Source organism: Enterobacter sp. BIDMC92 (assembly GCF_001030225.1).
Classification (GTDB): Bacteria; Pseudomonadota; Gammaproteobacteria; order Enterobacterales; family Enterobacteriaceae; genus Enterobacter; species Enterobacter sichuanensis.
Genome location: NZ_KQ087598.1, coordinates 998418 through 1013874, shown reverse-complemented (window position 1 = coordinate 1013874; position 15457 = coordinate 998418). Strand labels below are relative to the sequence as shown.

The 15457-nt window shown below is 53.1% G+C and carries 12 protein-coding genes; 7 read left to right on the top strand and 5 right to left on the bottom strand.

Annotated features, from left to right (window positions below; genetic code table 11):
• Positions 1–483: 483 nt before the first annotated feature.
• Positions 484–1416: a homocysteine S-methyltransferase gene (gene mmuM / locus SP99_RS04510; RefSeq protein ID WP_047957846.1), complete on the bottom strand. Its 933-nt coding sequence runs from the start codon at positions 1414–1416 to the stop codon at positions 484–486.
• Complete coding sequence (mmuP, locus tag SP99_RS04505) at positions 1403–2803, bottom strand: S-methylmethionine permease (protein WP_008503244.1); 1401 nt, start codon at positions 2801–2803, stop codon at positions 1403–1405. Before mmuP ends, mmuM begins: the two co-directional genes overlap by 14 nt.
• Positions 2804–3138: 335 nt before the next feature.
• On the opposite strand from mmuP, the gene SP99_RS04500 reads away from it, so the two are divergent.
• Both SP99_RS04500 and SP99_RS04495 read left to right on the top strand, forming a co-directional pair.
• Complete coding sequence (locus SP99_RS04500; RefSeq protein ID WP_008503245.1) at positions 3139–4248, top strand: AI-2E family transporter; 1110 nt, start codon at positions 3139–3141, stop codon at positions 4246–4248.
• A gap of 119 nt (positions 4249–4367) precedes the next feature.
• Positions 4368–6152: a diguanylate cyclase gene (locus SP99_RS04495; RefSeq protein WP_047957845.1), complete on the top strand. Its 1785-nt coding sequence runs from the start codon at positions 4368–4370 to the stop codon at positions 6150–6152.
• 73 nt (positions 6153–6225) lie between these two features.
• On the opposite strand, the gene SP99_RS04490 is transcribed toward SP99_RS04495, so the two are convergent.
• Complete coding sequence (locus SP99_RS04490; RefSeq protein ID WP_047957844.1) at positions 6226–7137, bottom strand: LysR family transcriptional regulator; 912 nt, start codon at positions 7135–7137, stop codon at positions 6226–6228.
• Positions 7138–7246: 109 nt separating this feature from the next.
• Here SP99_RS04490 and SP99_RS04485 point away from each other — a divergent pair, with 109 nt between their 5' ends.
• A complete protein-coding gene (locus tag SP99_RS04485; RefSeq protein ID WP_047957843.1) occupies positions 7247–8452 on the top strand; it encodes an L-dopachrome tautomerase-related protein in 1206 nt (401 codons plus the stop codon).
• On the opposite strand, the gene SP99_RS04480 is transcribed toward SP99_RS04485, so the two are convergent.
• Positions 8449–8853 carry a helix-turn-helix domain-containing protein gene (locus SP99_RS04480; RefSeq protein WP_047957842.1) on the bottom strand — a complete coding sequence of 135 codons (405 nt, stop codon included), beginning with the start codon at positions 8851–8853 and terminating at the stop codon, positions 8449–8451. The genes SP99_RS04485 and SP99_RS04480 overlap by 4 nt on opposite strands.
• Positions 8854–8976: 123 nt before the next feature.
• Positions 8977–9621, bottom strand: coding sequence for a TetR/AcrR family transcriptional regulator (locus tag SP99_RS04475; protein ID WP_045286822.1), 645 nt, complete (start codon positions 9619–9621; stop codon positions 8977–8979).
• 188 nt (positions 9622–9809) lie between these two features.
• On the opposite strand from SP99_RS04475, the gene SP99_RS04470 reads away from it, so the two are divergent.
• The 4 genes from SP99_RS04470 to SP99_RS04450 all read left to right on the top strand — a co-directional run bounded on the left by SP99_RS04470 (position 9810) and on the right by SP99_RS04450 (position 15332).
• Positions 9810–11294, top strand: a complete 1485-nt coding sequence (locus tag SP99_RS04470; RefSeq protein WP_072060255.1) for an efflux transporter outer membrane subunit — start codon at positions 9810–9812, stop codon at positions 11292–11294.
• A gap of 52 nt (positions 11295–11346) precedes the next feature.
• Entirely contained in the window at positions 11347–12489 is a 1143-nt protein-coding gene (locus SP99_RS04465; RefSeq protein WP_045286823.1) for an HlyD/EmrA/EmrK family protein, read from the top strand.
• Positions 12490–12502: 13 nt separating this feature from the next.
• Positions 12503–14047 (top strand): DHA2 family efflux MFS transporter permease subunit, encoded by a 1545-nt coding sequence (locus SP99_RS04460; protein WP_047957841.1) that lies wholly within the window; start codon positions 12503–12505, stop codon positions 14045–14047.
• A 673-nt stretch (positions 14048–14720) separates the two neighbouring features.
• On the top strand, positions 14721–15332 hold the full coding sequence (locus tag SP99_RS04450; protein ID WP_047957839.1) for a flavin reductase family protein: 612 nt from the start codon (positions 14721–14723) through the stop codon (positions 15330–15332).
• The last annotated feature ends 125 nt before the right edge of the window (positions 15333–15457 follow it).

Here is a 15457-nt window from a genome sequence, read left to right as displayed (position 1 = left end):
CAGGAAAATGAATGAATTACAGCGATGCCCTGGTCCGGCTGTAAATCGCCGAGGCGTTTCCGTAAGGCCGGGGCGAGGCGCAGGGATGCGCCGAGAGGGCGTGGCCTGCAGGGATGCAGGCTCATGCCCGACCCGATAGCCTGAAGGAATAAGCTGAGGACAAAATTGCCGGGAGCAATTTTGGACAGCGCCTGCGCTGGCCCTGAAAGGGTGAGCCCCAAGGATGGGGCGAGCAATCCGCGAAGCGGCGATTTACCGCCGGGAGCCCGGGTCGCCAGGGTGGTGGCGATTGAGCCACCCTGGCACGTTCACCGGTCATGTCGTTACAGAGTAGCAAGGAACACAAAGTGAACGGAATTACCTCCACAGTCGTATGTTCCCCCCTCACCCCAGCCCTCTCCCTCAAGGGAGAGGGGGTCGACTGTGCAGACATTATTTTGTGGGGATCCCTCAGCCCCGTGGGAGAGGGTTAGGGTGAGGGCCTCAGCGCTTCGCGTTAAGCTCAGCAATATCCTTCGGCGTGGTGCGACAGCATCCGCCAATCAGCTTCGCACCGGCGTCCAGCCACTGGGGCAGATACCCCGCCAGCGTCTCACACGCTTCGCCGTGGTGGTGCCAGGTTTTGGTCACCGCATCATAATGCTCGCCCGAGTTCGGGTAGACCACCAGCGGCAGCGCCGTCAGGCTTTGCAGATGTTTCAACGCCGCCGTCGTGTTTTCCAGAGCGATACAGTTAATGCCCAGCGCGACTATCTGCGGAGAGCTTGCCAACACGCTGACCACATCACGCAGCGGCGTACCGTCGCTCAGGTGTTCGCTATCACGTAAGGTAAACGAGAACCACGCCCGGGCGCGGGGATACTCGGCCAGAAGTGCCGCCAGCGCCCTGATTTCCGCAAAGGACGGCAGCGTTTCACACGCCAGCAGATCGGCACCGGCATCCAGCAGCGCTTCCACGCGCGGGCGGTGGAAAGCAGTAAACTCTTCAGCACTGCGCACATAGTCGCCGCGATATTCCGAGCCATCCGCCAGAAAGGCGCCATACGGCCCCACGGAGCCGGCGACCAGCAGCGTGCCCGCATGCGCATTTTCAGCCAGATACGCTTCACGCGCCTTGCGCGCCAGCGCCACGCTTTTGCCGATCAGCGCCCGGGATTGCGCTTCATCGAGGCCGCGTGCCGCAAAGCCCGCAGGCGTCGCCTGATAGCTGGCGGTTATGGCCACCTGCGCGCCAGCCCGGTAGTAATCGAGGTGGACTTCACGGATGAGCTCCGGGTTTTCCATCAGTACTTTGGCAGACCAGAGGTTGTCTGCAAGATTACATCCCCGCGCTTCCAGCTCCGTCGCCATCGCGCCATCCAGCACCACAAACGGCTGTTTTTCGAGGATGGCGGTAAGCGGATTATTCTGCGACATGTTCAGGCTCCTGCGATGTCATATTTCGGGTCAGGTAGTACGCACCATAACACAGGGCGACAAACGGAATCCCGCAATAAAGGGCAATGCGCTGGCTCGGGTCAAACCACAGGCCGACACAGGCCACCACGCAGAGGATAAAACCGAGTACCGGCACCAGCGGATACCACGGCGCACGGTACTGCAGCGCAGAGAGCGGCTGGCCGGACTGCAGATGACGACGACGGAAAACGAAGTGCGACGCGCAGATGCTGATCCAGACCGCCACTACGGCAAAGCCCGAAATTGCCGAGAGCGCCACGAACACCGTATCCGGCGCCACCACGCTTGAGAACAACGCCAGTACGCCGCCGAGCATGGAAACGGAGAGCGCCGTCAGCGGCACGCCGTTTTTGTTCACCCGGGCAAAGCAGCGCGGCAGCGTTTTCTCATTAGAGAGCGACCACAGCATGCGCCCGGAGGCATACAGCCCGGAGTTCGCCGCCGAGAGGATCGCCGTCAAAATCACAAAGTTAAAGATGTCCGCCGCGTAAGGAATCCCCACCTTTTCAAACACCAGCACGAACGGACTCTTTTCCACGCCCGCCTGCTGCATCGGGATCAGCGCCGCCAGCACAAAAACAGTACCGATAAAGAAGATAATCAGCCGGGCAATGGTGGTACGGATAGCCACCGGGATCACCTTGTGCGGGTTTTCCGTTTCACCCGCCGCGATACCGATCAGTTCGGTCCCGGAGAAGGCAAAGTTCACCGCCACCATGGTCATCAGGATCGGCAGACCGCCGTGCGGGAACCAGCCCTCGGCGGTGATGTTGCTTAAGCCCGGCGCGGGTGAACCGTCCTGCATCGGGATAAAGCCAAAGACCGCCGCACCGCCAAGAATAATAAAGGCGATAATGGTGATGACTTTCACCAGGGAGAACCAGAACTCACCTTCCGCAAAGAAGCGCGTGGAGATGACGTTAAGGCCAAAAATCACCACGCAGAAGACCACGCACCACGCCCAGACGGGCACCTGCGGGAACCAGTACTGCATACAGAACCCGGCGGCGGTAAAACTCGACCCGAGCGCCACCGTCCAGGTGAGCCAGTAGAGCCACGCCACGGTGTAACCCGTCGCCGGGCCAAGATAACGCGCGGCATAGACGTGGAACGCGCCGGTTTCCGGCATCGCCACGGAGAGCTCGCCCAGACACTGCATTACCAGCCAGACCACCAGCGCGCCTATCAGGTACGCCAGTAGCGTACCGGCCGCCCCGGTCGTCGAAATAATGTATCCGGTATTGAAAAATAACCCTGTCCCAATGACGCCACCCAGCGAGAGCATAATCAGGTGGCGTGTTTTCATGGTGCGCTTAAGCTGCCCATTTTCTTGTTGTGTTTGCATATTACCTTCTATACGTATGGACATCTAAACATCCAAAGAAGGTGTGTTATACCGCGATTGTTAATAAAAAGCTAGATGACCAGACGTAATCGGGCACGCCGCGCGCTGAGTCTGGGGTGGGTGGTGAGGATCACATAGAGAATCGGACGCCAGGCCATAGACACCTCCGCAAGCAGATACTTACAGCATGGTGCCGGACGAGACGTTCTTCGGTCAGTCGAAAGTGGTATCCGTGAAGAGCGGCGTCATACCGCAACGCCACCCGGCGCAAGGGTTGGTAATTCTCACAATCAGTTCTATAGTCGACACAGTTTCTTAGTAACCAGGACTGACTGATGCGCTTTAACGGACTGACCAAAGGTTTCTTTATTTTCATCCTCGCCCTTGTGACATGGGCGTTCTTCGACGTGCTGTCGCCCTACTTTTCCGCCATTCTGTGGGCCGCCATTCTGACCGTCATCTTTAACCCGGTAAAAAACAAGCTGCGCGCCGCGCTGGGGGATCGCAACGGGCTGGCCTCGTTGTTGACCATCGGCATTATCTGTCTGATCGTCTTTATCCCGCTGATGGTGATCCTCTCTTCACTCGCCATTGAGCTGAACGTGGTGTACACCAAACTGCAGGAGAACAACACCCAATTCCCGGAGGTGGTGGCCAGCATTTTCAATCATCTGCCTGACTGGGCCAGCGGTTTCCTCGCGGATCACAACCTGACCAACGCCGCGCAGATCCAGAAAAAACTCTCCGATGTCGCCCTGCAGGGCGGGCAATATCTCGCCGGCAGCGCGTTTCTGATTGGCAAAGGCACGTTTGGCTTCGCCATTAGCTTCGGCATCATGCTCTATCTGCTGTTCTTCCTGCTGAAAGACGGCCCGTATCTGGTGCGCCAGATCCTCGACTCCCTGCCCCTGTCCGATTTCGCCAAGCAACACCTGTTCGCCAAGTTCGTCGGCGTTTCCCGCGCCACGGTAAAAGGGACGGCGGCGGTGGCCGTGGTGCAGGGCATACTCGGCGGAATTGCCTTTGCAATTGCGGGTATCGACGGCAGCGTACTCTGGGGCGCGCTGATGGCGTTCCTCTCGCTGGTGCCGGCCATCGGCTCGGCGATTGTCTGGGTACCGGCCGCCATTTTCCTCTTCGCCACGCATCAGATCTGGCAAGGGCTGTTTATTGTCGGCTTCTTCGTGATCGTCGTCGGGCTGGTAGATAACATCCTGCGCCCGCTGCTGGTGGGGAAAGACACCAAAATGCCGGACTACCTGATCCTGATCTCCACCCTCGGCGGTATGGAGTTGTACGGCATTAACGGCTTTGTCATTGGACCGCTGATTGCTGCGCTGTTTATCGCCTGCTGGAACCTCTTCTCCGGGCGCGACCACGAAGGCAACGCCGAAGAGCTGGACGCGGATTTCATTGAAGAGGGAAAAAACCCTCCAGATTTGTAAGGATGTGACGATAAAGACCTCACCAGGCGGCACTGTGCCGCCTTTTTTTTCGCCTTAAATCAAACGTTTTCTATAATTTGAAGAACGCCGTCCTCTTCATGTTGTAAAAGGATCATCTGGTGCGAATCGCGACGATAACAAACTGGGCCTACGGTGCCACGGTCTGCCTGACCATCGCCTCTGGCATCATCATGCTGATGGCGTCCAATGCCGACACGCTTGAGCGTCAGGCCGTTGAACAACGCCAGCGTTTTGATGCGCTTACGGAAGATATCGAAACCGATATCTGGGCGCAGTCTGATTTAGCCCGGCTGTACGTCATCAAAAAAGATCCGCAGGTTCTCAAAGAATATAACCAGGCCGAAAACAGCCTGAAGCGCATCGAGCTTCGGCTGGAAAAGCTGCAGGATAATGGCGCTTCGGATGAAGAACTGGCCCTGCTGCATGAAGGAATAAAGATCGTCGATGAACTGCAGGACGAACAGCAAACCGCACTGAACAGCCTTGAACAGGGTGACGACGCTCAGGCCGTTGCCCTGCTTTATGGCGCACCCTATGAGCAGGAGCTTGAGCGCGCCCAGAACCAGATCGATCACTTTCGCCAGATACTCGACAAACGCGTTATCGCCTCCGTTCAGGAGGCGACAAAAAAATCGAAAGCGCTGCGTACGGCTTCTGAAATGATGGTCGGCCTGACCGCCCTGCTGTTCCTGTTTGTCCTTGGTTTTATCCTGAAACGTCGCGTGCTGCGCCCCGTGGTGCGGTTGAGCGACGTGGTGCACCGCCTGGCGTCACAGGATTACGCGGTTGAAACGCCCAATTTCAACCAGATTGATGAGATAGGTGACATGGCGCAGGCCATCCGCATCTTCCGTGAAAACGGGCTTGCGCGACAGCGTCTGGAAAGAGAGCGTGATGCCGAATGGGCCATCCGCGAGCTGCTGGCGCGCATGACCCAGCGGCTGCAGGGGTGTGAGAAAGTTAACGATGTGATTAACGTGGCGGAGCTGTTTGCCCCCAATATCGCGCCGGGGATCGCGGGCCGGCTCTACGTCCTCGACCGCGATCCGTGGCAGATGCGCTGCGTCGCGCACTGGTTGTCGCCGACCGGTGAAGAAGCCACGTTCCCTCCGGATGAGTGCTGGGCCATACGGCGCGGGCAGAGCCACCCGCCGGTAAACGGTGAACCGGATATTGCCTGCTATCACCTGCCGGCGTCAGAAGGGGACAGTTCGCTGTGCGTCCCCCTTATCGCCCAGGGCGAGGCCATTGGTTTACTCTCCTTCCAGAATATCACTGCAGAAAATGCCCCTTACCGCGCCTATCTGGAACTGATGGCTGAAGCACTTGGGCTGGCGCTGGCCAACCAGCGTCTGCGCGACGCGTTGCTGGAAAAAGCGTTGTTTGACCCGCTCACCGGCCTGCGTAATCGTCATCATCTGGAAGATACCCTGCAAACCCAAACGGCACAGGCGATGCGCAGCGGCGAGCCGTTAAGCTGCATGATGATCGATATCGACCACTTCAAAAGCATTAATGACCGGTTCGGCCATGAAGCGGGCGACCTGGTTATCAAAAGCGTGGCGTCGATTGTTCAGCGGGCCACACATGACAACGGGTTGGCATTTCGTTACGGAGGCGAAGAGTTTCTGGTGCTGCTTTCCGGTGCCGATGAAGAAGAAGCGCACGCCTGTGCGCAGAAGATTTACATCGGCGTGCATGAGCTGTCGCTTCGCTACGGGCTGACCGAGATTGGGCCGGTGGACGTGTCGATTGGGATTGCCAGCTACCCGCAACATGCCCAGACCGACAACCTGCTGCGCGCCGCGGATGTGGCGTTATACCGGGCGAAAGAGCTGGGCCGGTCGCGGATCGTGAGCTTTGGCATGCTGGAGGCGGGTTAGCGGGGCTTTGCGCCTGCTCCTGCGGATGGCGAGAAATGGCACGCGCGATGTGTTAACTGACCAGGCAACAAAATCAACCCTCAACGCCTTCTTGCCGGGTCAGAAGATCAATCATTGCCCGGGTGGCTGCCGACTGATGTCGGTGCGGTGCAAACAGCACGGAAAAAGGTCGCGATCGTCCCCGGAGTTGTGGCAGCACCTCAACTAACTGGCCGCGCTGTATTCTGTCCCGGACGATAAATTCATAGCTCTGGCAGATCCCCATCCCCTGCTCCGCGAGCGACACCACGCCGAGTACATCGTCTGATATTTCGATGGTTGACCCCGGCAACCAGTCAATATCGCGCCCTTCATCCCGAAATACCCAGGGGGCGATACGCCCGGTGCGCGGCATGATAAACGGCAGGCACTGATGATGCTGCAACGCCTCCAGCGTCTGAGGTCTCCCTCTCCGATGCAGGTAGTCCGGGGAGGCGACCAGCAGCAATGCCGCCTCTTCCAGCTTACGCGCCACAAGCCCACTGTCGGGCAGCTGTCCCAGACGGATCGCCAGATCGAACCCCTCCGCGATCAGGTCAACGTTGCGATTGGTAATGTTCAGCTCCACCTGAACGCGTGGATAGCGTTGATTATACTGCGCCAACAGCGGGGGCAGGCGGTAGTGGGCATAGGTGGTGGGGACACTCATTCTCACGCGACCGGTCAGATCACCCTCCTGACCCCGGCCAACGCGTTCGGCGTCATCAAGCAGAGAGAACGCAGTACGCGCCTGCTCAAGATAGACGCGTCCGGCTTCTGTCAGCCCCACCCGGCGGGTCGTGCGCTGTAACAGCTGCCGTCCAAGACGCGCCTCCAGGCGGGTGACCGCGCGGCTCAGCACCGAAGGCGTGGTTGAAAGGGCAACCGCTGCGCCCGTAAAGGAGCCGTGTTCAACCACAGCAATGAAGACTTCAACGTCGCCGAGGTAATCGAATTTCCGGCTCATTTTGCTCTCTCAGGAACAAATGTTTTTCAATCTGGCTAATTTATCTCCCGTTGGGCGATGAGTAAAGTGGCCTGCATTCATCACCTGAACGTGCCACTGGAGTCTGCCAATGTTCAACCGCGCCCTTATTCTGCCCGCCATCGCGATGGCGGCATTGTTCTCTTTTCCGCTCTTCGCCAGTGCAGAGAATCACGCCCCCCTTGAGCGCTGGCGTAGCTATGCTGGCGTAACCTGGGATAGCCCGCAGGACGGGCAAACGCCGACGACGTTTACCGGCTCAGTGAATGCGCCCATTGCAGGTATCCATTTTGATGCCAGCGACCGGGCCTTTGTCAGTACGCCCCGGCTGGTTTCCGCCGCAGCCCCCGCCACGTTGAGTATTCTGGATACCACGTCGCAGTCCGGCCCTGCCCGCCTGACGGCGTTTCCGTCCCGCGAGGGCAATGCGGTGAACACCGATCCCGCTCACAGCCTGCGCAACGTGCTCGGTTTTTATATTGACCGTAAAAACGGCTGGCTATGGGCGCTGGATATGGGGTTCGTCGCGGGAGAAGCCCAATCGCCTGCGGGGTCGCAGAAGCTGGCGGTGCTGGATCTCAACTCAGGCCGCACCATTAAACGTATCGCTCTGGATGATGTGGCGGACCGCAAAGCCAGTTTCCTGAATGATGTGGTGGTCGATGAGAACCGCCGTGTCGCTTATATTTCCGACAGCGGATCGCGGAGTGCTCCTGACAACCAGGTGGGGCTGATTATCGTCGATTTCGCTACCGGTACGGCCCGGCGCGTGCTCGATCGTCACCCTGCGCTGCAGATTGAGCCTGGCGTTGACGTCGTCTCGCATGGAGCGGAAGTCTGGCCAGGTAAACCCTTACTGATTGGTATCAATGGCATTGCGCTCTCTCCCGATGCGGGCACACTGTACTGGACGGTGACAACCGGAACCCGTGCGTATGCGGTACCCACCGCGATACTGAGGCAGCCTGCGTCAACCAATGCGCAAATCGCCGAACAGATCCGCGATTTGGGTAGCGTGGGAGGCAATACCGACGGGATGGTGACAGATGAAAAAGGCAACCTCTACATCACCGATGTCACACGCAATGGTATCGTCAGATACGATCCTGAGACCCATTCCATGTCGCTGGTTGCGGCAAATGAAGAGGTGCGCTGGCCAGACACGCCGGCAATCCGTCCGAACGGGGAGCTGATCTTTACCTCAAGTCGCCTCAATGACCATTTTGCGGGAGCCGTTAAACCGGGAGAGGAGCGCTATGATTTGTGGCGCTTGCGTCTCAGTGCTTCAAAGGATTAGTCGCGCGTTACCTCAGTAATCAACATCGACAAACCATTCAGGTAATCCCTTTTTTTAGCCAACTCACGGTATTTGGTTGGGGAAAGTCCATATTGATTTGAGAACGCTCTGCTGAAGGTTGACGGCTCTTCATAGCCTAACATTGTAAATATATCTGAAACAGAAAGTTGCGTATGTCTGAGCATATGCGCGGCTTTTTCAAGTTTCCGGATTCGGATATAAAGACCTATACTTATGCCACACTCCTGGCGAAAGTTTCGTTGAATATAAGCCAATGAATAACCGGATTTTCGTGCCACATCCAGAACGGTAATGGGTCTATACAAATTCGAGTCAATCCAGTGAGTCAGGGACTTAATTACAGTTTCACGATCTTTTAAGAGAGTAAACTTTATACACATAAGTATCCACGAAATTTATTTACAAGAAGGCCGCTGGCAAAGTCATCCCATGACAATTGAAAATAAATATTTCCTGAAAGAAAAATCACCCTAAGAATAGGGTGAAAGAACGCTTACTGTATTTTAGAAGGATGTACTTGCAACACCCTCATTTTTCTCTGGACCATACAGTTTCATAAACGCATTAACGGAGGCCTGCGCTTTCCTGACGATTTCACTTTCGTCAGGCTGATCTTTTCTTGCTTTTAAAAGCAAGGGTTCCAGTATGTCAGCCTGGAGAAGAGAACGAAAATACTCAGCCGCCAGCACAGGATCATCTTTTCTTAAGATGTTTTGATTCATTAAATCGGTAAACAGCGCTGAAACATTTGAACGCAGTTTTTGCATTCGCGCATAATATAACTCTCCGATACCCGATCTTCCGGCCTCGGAAATCATTAATCTTTGCAAATCCACAATATCCGGAGAGCAAATATAACGTAAAAAGGCAACAGCAAATTGCTCGATGACAAGCTGTGGTGATTTTCTGAAAAGGCGCACCTGCCCTGCAGTTTCAATAGTCATGCTCTTTATATACTGTTCAGTTTCTGAAGACATGCACTCTACAAATAGCTCTTCTTTCGAAGAAAAGTGACTGTAAATTGTCGATTTTGAGCCACCCACAATCGCGTTAATCTCTGAGATAGACGTGGCATCAAATCCTTTTTGTCGAAACAGTCCGGATGCAACCTCCAGAATCTGTTGCCGTTTAAGCGCTCTTTTATCCATATGTTTCCTCGTTAGTTTAGGTGTCTGGCCGGGGCCAACACTTTTTGTTCTCTGATTTCGGAATCACGTCAGATAGTAGGGTTCGTAATCGTACTGACGAGTACATTTTCATTTGACGGCGCTCAGAAGTCAAGATATAAAGTGTACCGTACTGTACGGTACTGTATTTGGACTACTCAATGAACAGCATGACGAGCGTACTGATGAAAGGTTTCCAGGAGACACTCCCGGGGTGTCGTATTTCCGGTTTAACCCGGTCCAGCATAGTGATGGGTTGTGTTGTCATTTCCGCCATCAGTATGAGCGGATGCGCCATAATCCCCGATCTTGGCACCCCACCGCTTATGAAGACGGTCACACAACTTAAAAGCGATCAAAGCTTCCCGCACCAGAACGGCCAGTGGCCGAAAGATGACTGGTGGAAGAAATACGGTGACGAGCAGCTCAACGGGCTGATTGATGACGCGCTTAAAAATTCCCCTACCCTTAACATCGCCGAAACGCGCGTAAAACAAGCACAAGCAATGACGCAAAGTGCGAGCGGATCGCTTTTCCCTGAAGTCACCGCCAACGCCAGCTTTATTCGGGACAAAATGAGTTACAACTATGTGACGCCTGAAAGCGCAACGCCTCAAAACTGGAACAGCTACGGGCGTACCACACTTGACATGAGCTGGGAAATTGATTTTTGGGGTAAAAACCGCGCCGCGCTCGCGGCTGCAACGTCAGGCGAAATGGCGGCCGTTGCAGAAGCTGCACAAACAAGACTGGTGCTCTCTTCGTCTATTGTTAACGTTTACGCAGAGCTGGCGCATTTATACACCGTTCGCGAAACGCTTAACGATACTCTCGCTATACGAACCAGTACGCTTGCGTTGTTCCGGCAACGACATGACGCGGGGCTTGAGGATTTATCCAGCCTTCAACAGGTCGAGACGCGTCAACTCAACGCAAAAGCAAACCTGGTGGCGATAGATGAAGCCATTGCGATCAAAAAACATGCCCTCGCGTCATTGATCGGTGACGGGCCAGACAGGGCGCTGGCAATAACCGCACCCAAAGCAACGCTATTAGCGCATGAGGAACTTCCGCCCAATATCGCTTTAGATCTGATTGGTCGACGTCCGGATATTGTCGCTGCACGCTTACGCGCAGAGGCAGCAGCAGAGCAAATCAAACAAAAAAAAGCCGGTTTTTACCCCAGCGTGAATCTGGTTGCCTTTGCCGGTTTCCAGTCTTTAGGCATTAACAACTTAACCCAAAGTGGCTCAGCAATAGGTAGTTTTGGTCCGGCCATATCGTTGCCTATATTTAACACGCAAAAGCTTCAGGGTGATTTGAAATATGCCAGCGGTGAATATGACATTGCGGTTCAGGTTTATAACGACACCTTAACGAATGCACTTCGGGAAGTGAGCGATGCGCTGACCAGCAGAGCATCTCTTAAAGACGAGATACTTTATTCCCGAAGTGCCGTCACGTCAGCAGAAAAAGCGTATTCACTCACCAGACAACGATATGAAGGAAAGGTCGCTGATTATCTCGATGTCTTGTCTTCAGAAGATGAGCTGGTCGCGGCCCGCAGAAAATTAGCCGATGTAAATTCTCGCGCCTTCACTGTCGATGTCGCATTAGCGCGCGCATTAGGCGGCGGATATACCTCGAATAAATAGTCATTTTCAAACATCAACTTCATTACCAAATAGTGGAAACAAAGGAAATAAAATGAGTCACTCTGCAGCTATTGACAGTCAAAACATTGAAACGTCAGATATTAAAAAGAAAAAAAGAAAACGTCTGTTCTCTTATCTTGCATTAAGTATTGCGCTTGCTGGTACTGGCTCATTTATTTATTGGGAGTTAGTGGGTTCCCGATATGTTGAGACCGATAATGCCTATACCGATGTCGAATCTGCACAACTCTCTTCCGCAATTACCGGTACGGTAAGCGCCATCCTGGTGACCGATTCGCAGGTGGTAAAAAAAGGCGATGTTCTGGTCCAACTGGATCCGACTGATGCAGAGTTAGCCCTGAGTCAGGCTGAAGCAAACCTGAACCTGTCTATCCGGCGGGTAAATGGATATAAGGCCAATGATACAAAGCTTGGCGCAGAAGTTTTGGCGAATGAAAAAGAACAAAAACGCCTGTTGGCCCAGGTTGATGCCGCAAACGCTGACTTACAGCGCGCAACTGTCGACCTTAAGCGACGCGAAGCATTAATGCAGACAGGTGCGATTTCAGGTGACGAACTGACGCGTATTCAAAACGTTTATGCTTCCGCACTGGCAAACCTGAATGCCGCGAAAGCGGCTGTGGCGCAAGCTGACGCAGCGAGACAAGCGGCAGTGGGGGCAAGACAGGCCAATGCCGTAATGATTGAGGATGCGAATACCGAGACCAACCCGGAAGTTGCACTTGCAAGGGCGAAGCGCGATCAAGCCAGACTGGATCTGGAAAGAACCGTGATCCGTTCGCCAGTCGATGGCGTGGTTGCACGACGCCAGGTTGAGCTTGGGCAACGTGTACAACCTTCCACACCGTTACTGTCCGTGGTACCGGTACAGCAAATTCACGTCAATGCAAACTTCAAGGAAGTTCAGCTTCAGCATGTGAAAGAAGGTCAGAAAGTGGAACTAATAAGCGATCTGTATGGCGATAAGGTCCCTTTCCATGGAACCGTAGAAGGCTTTGATGGTGGAACTGGCGCAGCGTTTTCAGTTATTCCAGCGCAAAACGCGACGGGTAACTGGATCAAGGTTGTTCAGCGTTTACCCGTACGCATCAAACTCAATGCCGATGAGCTTGCAGCCCATCCGTTGCGGGTAGGGCTGTCCATGAAAGCGACTGTTGACTTAAAAAGTGAATAACGGAAACCAGGCCATGTCTACATTCGTTATCGATAAAGAGCCTCCTTCGCTAAAAGGCGGAATGTTATGGATTGGTGCTCTGGTCCTGGCTATGGCGAACTTTTTAGCCGTGCTCAACATGACCATTGCAAACGTGACTCAACCCAACATGGCTGGCGCCTTAGGTGCGGGAACCAGCCAGGGCACCTGGATCATCACGGCCTATGCCGTTGCTGAAGCCATAACGGTGCCGCTCTCAGGATGGTTAACAACCCGGTTCGGCGGCGTGCGCGTTTTCTCCGTTTCGGTGTTGATGTTTGGTATTTTCTCGTTGCTTTGTGGCCTGTCCACCTCGCTGGGAATGCTACTGCTAATGCGTGTTTTTCAGGGAATGGCAGGCGGCCCCCTGATGGCTTTATCACAAACATTACTGCTGCGGATCTTCCCTAAAGAAAAATCTATGCAGGCGACGGGTCTCTGGGCGATGACAACATTGCTGGCCCCCGTCATCGGCCCGGTTCTGGGAGGATGGATTTGCGATCATTACAGCTGGTCGTGGGTGTTTATCATCAACGTTCCAATGGCCATCGCTTTTGCGTTAGTCGCGTGGTCAATATTAAAGATATTCGAAGATACGCTGGTTAATAACTCCATTGATATTGTTGGGTTTATTTTATTGGTTATCTGGGTTGGCGCACTGCAGATTATGCTTGATGAAGGGAAAGACCTTGACTGGTTTGCCTCAGACGAAATATGGGTTCTGGCGATTGTCGCCTGTATTGGATTTCTGAGTTTCTGTATCTGGGAGCTCACGGCTGAACATCCGATTGTCGATATCAGAGTTTTTCGCCATCGTGGTTTTTCTGCCAGTATGTTTGTCCTCGCTCTCGCGTTTGGCTGTTTTTTTGGTCTGAACGTACTTACGCCGCTGTGGTTACAATATAACTTAGGATATACAACAACATGGGCTGGGATTGTGGTGGCCTGGGGTGGACTTCTGCAGGTGGTTTTTTCTCCGGTTGCCGCTAACCTTTCCAACAAAATCGATCCGCGCATTCTTATCTTCTTTGGCTGCGCCTGGCTCGGTCTCGACACCTTCTGGCGCTCCTACGCGACAACCGATATGGACTACTGGTCCATCTGTGTCCCCCTGTTATTCATGGGCGTTGGTATGCCATTGTACTATGTCCCGATTACGGGCCTTGCAATGGGTTCGGTAGATGAAACGGAAATGCCATCAGCGGCGGGGTTAATGAACTTTGTTCGAACGTTATCAGGTGCGTTTGCCACATCGCTCGTGACGACGTCATGGCAAGACCAGCGCTATATCGCGCATGACAAGCTGGCATCCGTTGTTGATCCGACTGGCGATCTTTCACAGTACATCAACTCGGCGCCTCAGCAAGGCGGACAGTTTGTTCGGGAGCTTTTTGACAAAATGGTTAACAGCCAGAGCATGATGCTTTCCACCAATGATCTAATGATGTCGATTGGTGTCATATTTTTTATTGCTGCATTTGCGATTGCTTTAGCACCGAAACCTTCTCGCGTCGTCGATGCCGCTTCTGTAGGGCATTAATATCTACTCAGCACAAGGACGTGAGTATCAAGTAAAAGAGAAACTTTGATGAGCCACACATCACAAACACCTTACAATCGGGATCTTCTGTATAAGAAAATATTTCTTTCAATATCTGAGATGAAATTTCTGGAAAGAGAGATAAACAAGTTTACCTGGTTAGAGCGTGCTTTCTTGAGAAAAACAGAATTTCATAAAATACAACATCTCAGAAGCAGGTGTGACAGCAATTTTTTTAGATTTATTAACAGCGACCAGGCAAACCAAAATACGCTAATTCATATCCTTGAACAATTACCTGAAAATCATCCTGACAGAACATGGTTGACGGGGTTCCTGCTTTAAACGCATCAGGTGAGTGAACATAATTTTGATATGTCAGGAAAAATATCAGACCGAGGGAGAGAAAAAAATGGATGCTTCCCAGTGGAAGAAGCATCCCAAATCAGGCAATTATTCAGACACAGATTGAAACCGTAAACTGACGATCTCATCGATAATATCTCACACCCTCTCCGCTTTGTTATTTACATTTTCTGCCATCGCATAAAAAACGCAGTCTGGACGCGTTCACGAGAGACGTGACTGAAGATGCCATTTACTTCACGCTTCACCGAAGTAAACTACGTCTGCACCACTTAGACTGGGCCTTTGTTAATCAGAGGATGATAAAATGAAAACCCAGCAAGTCGATTTTGCCTCTTTATATTTTGGTACCCCTGTCGCCATTATCTCCAGCCAAAATCCTGACGGTTCAACCAACCTGAGCCCGATCTCGTCGTGGTGGATCCTTGATCAGAATATCGTATTCGGACTTGGTACCGACGGAAAGTGTTATGAAAATATAAAGGATAATACGGGTATTGTTCTCAATATTCCGGACAGCCTCTTATGGCCGAATATTGAAGCGCTCGCCAATAAAACAGGAAAAGCCTCACCACCAGAATGGAAGAAAAAGATGGGGTATATTTTTGAACAGGATAAGTTTAGCTGCGGAAAGTTTCACAAAGTAAAGGCGGAGACGGTTAACGCATTGAGAATTAAGGAGTGTCCGATACAAATAGAAGCTACGGTTTGCGGGATATCGCCCCTTGCCGGTTCCCGGGGAAGCCTGGTATCCGTTGATGCCACGATAACCTGCGTTCACATTTCCGAGACGTTATTAATTCACACCGGGAAAGGGTTAAAATTTAATGTGGAGAAATGGCAGCCCTTATATTACCTGTTTCGTCACTATTTCTCTCTGGGCGCCCGGCTTGGTCATAACTTCCGATGTGATGAGTAACCCCACCATTCTGGCAACGGAAAGTTTTAAACTTTTCGTGATATTCTGTCTTTATGCCCCTGGCCTCATATAATCGAGTCATATTCGCCACTGTATTATCGCCTGCCACGCACAACATATTGTGC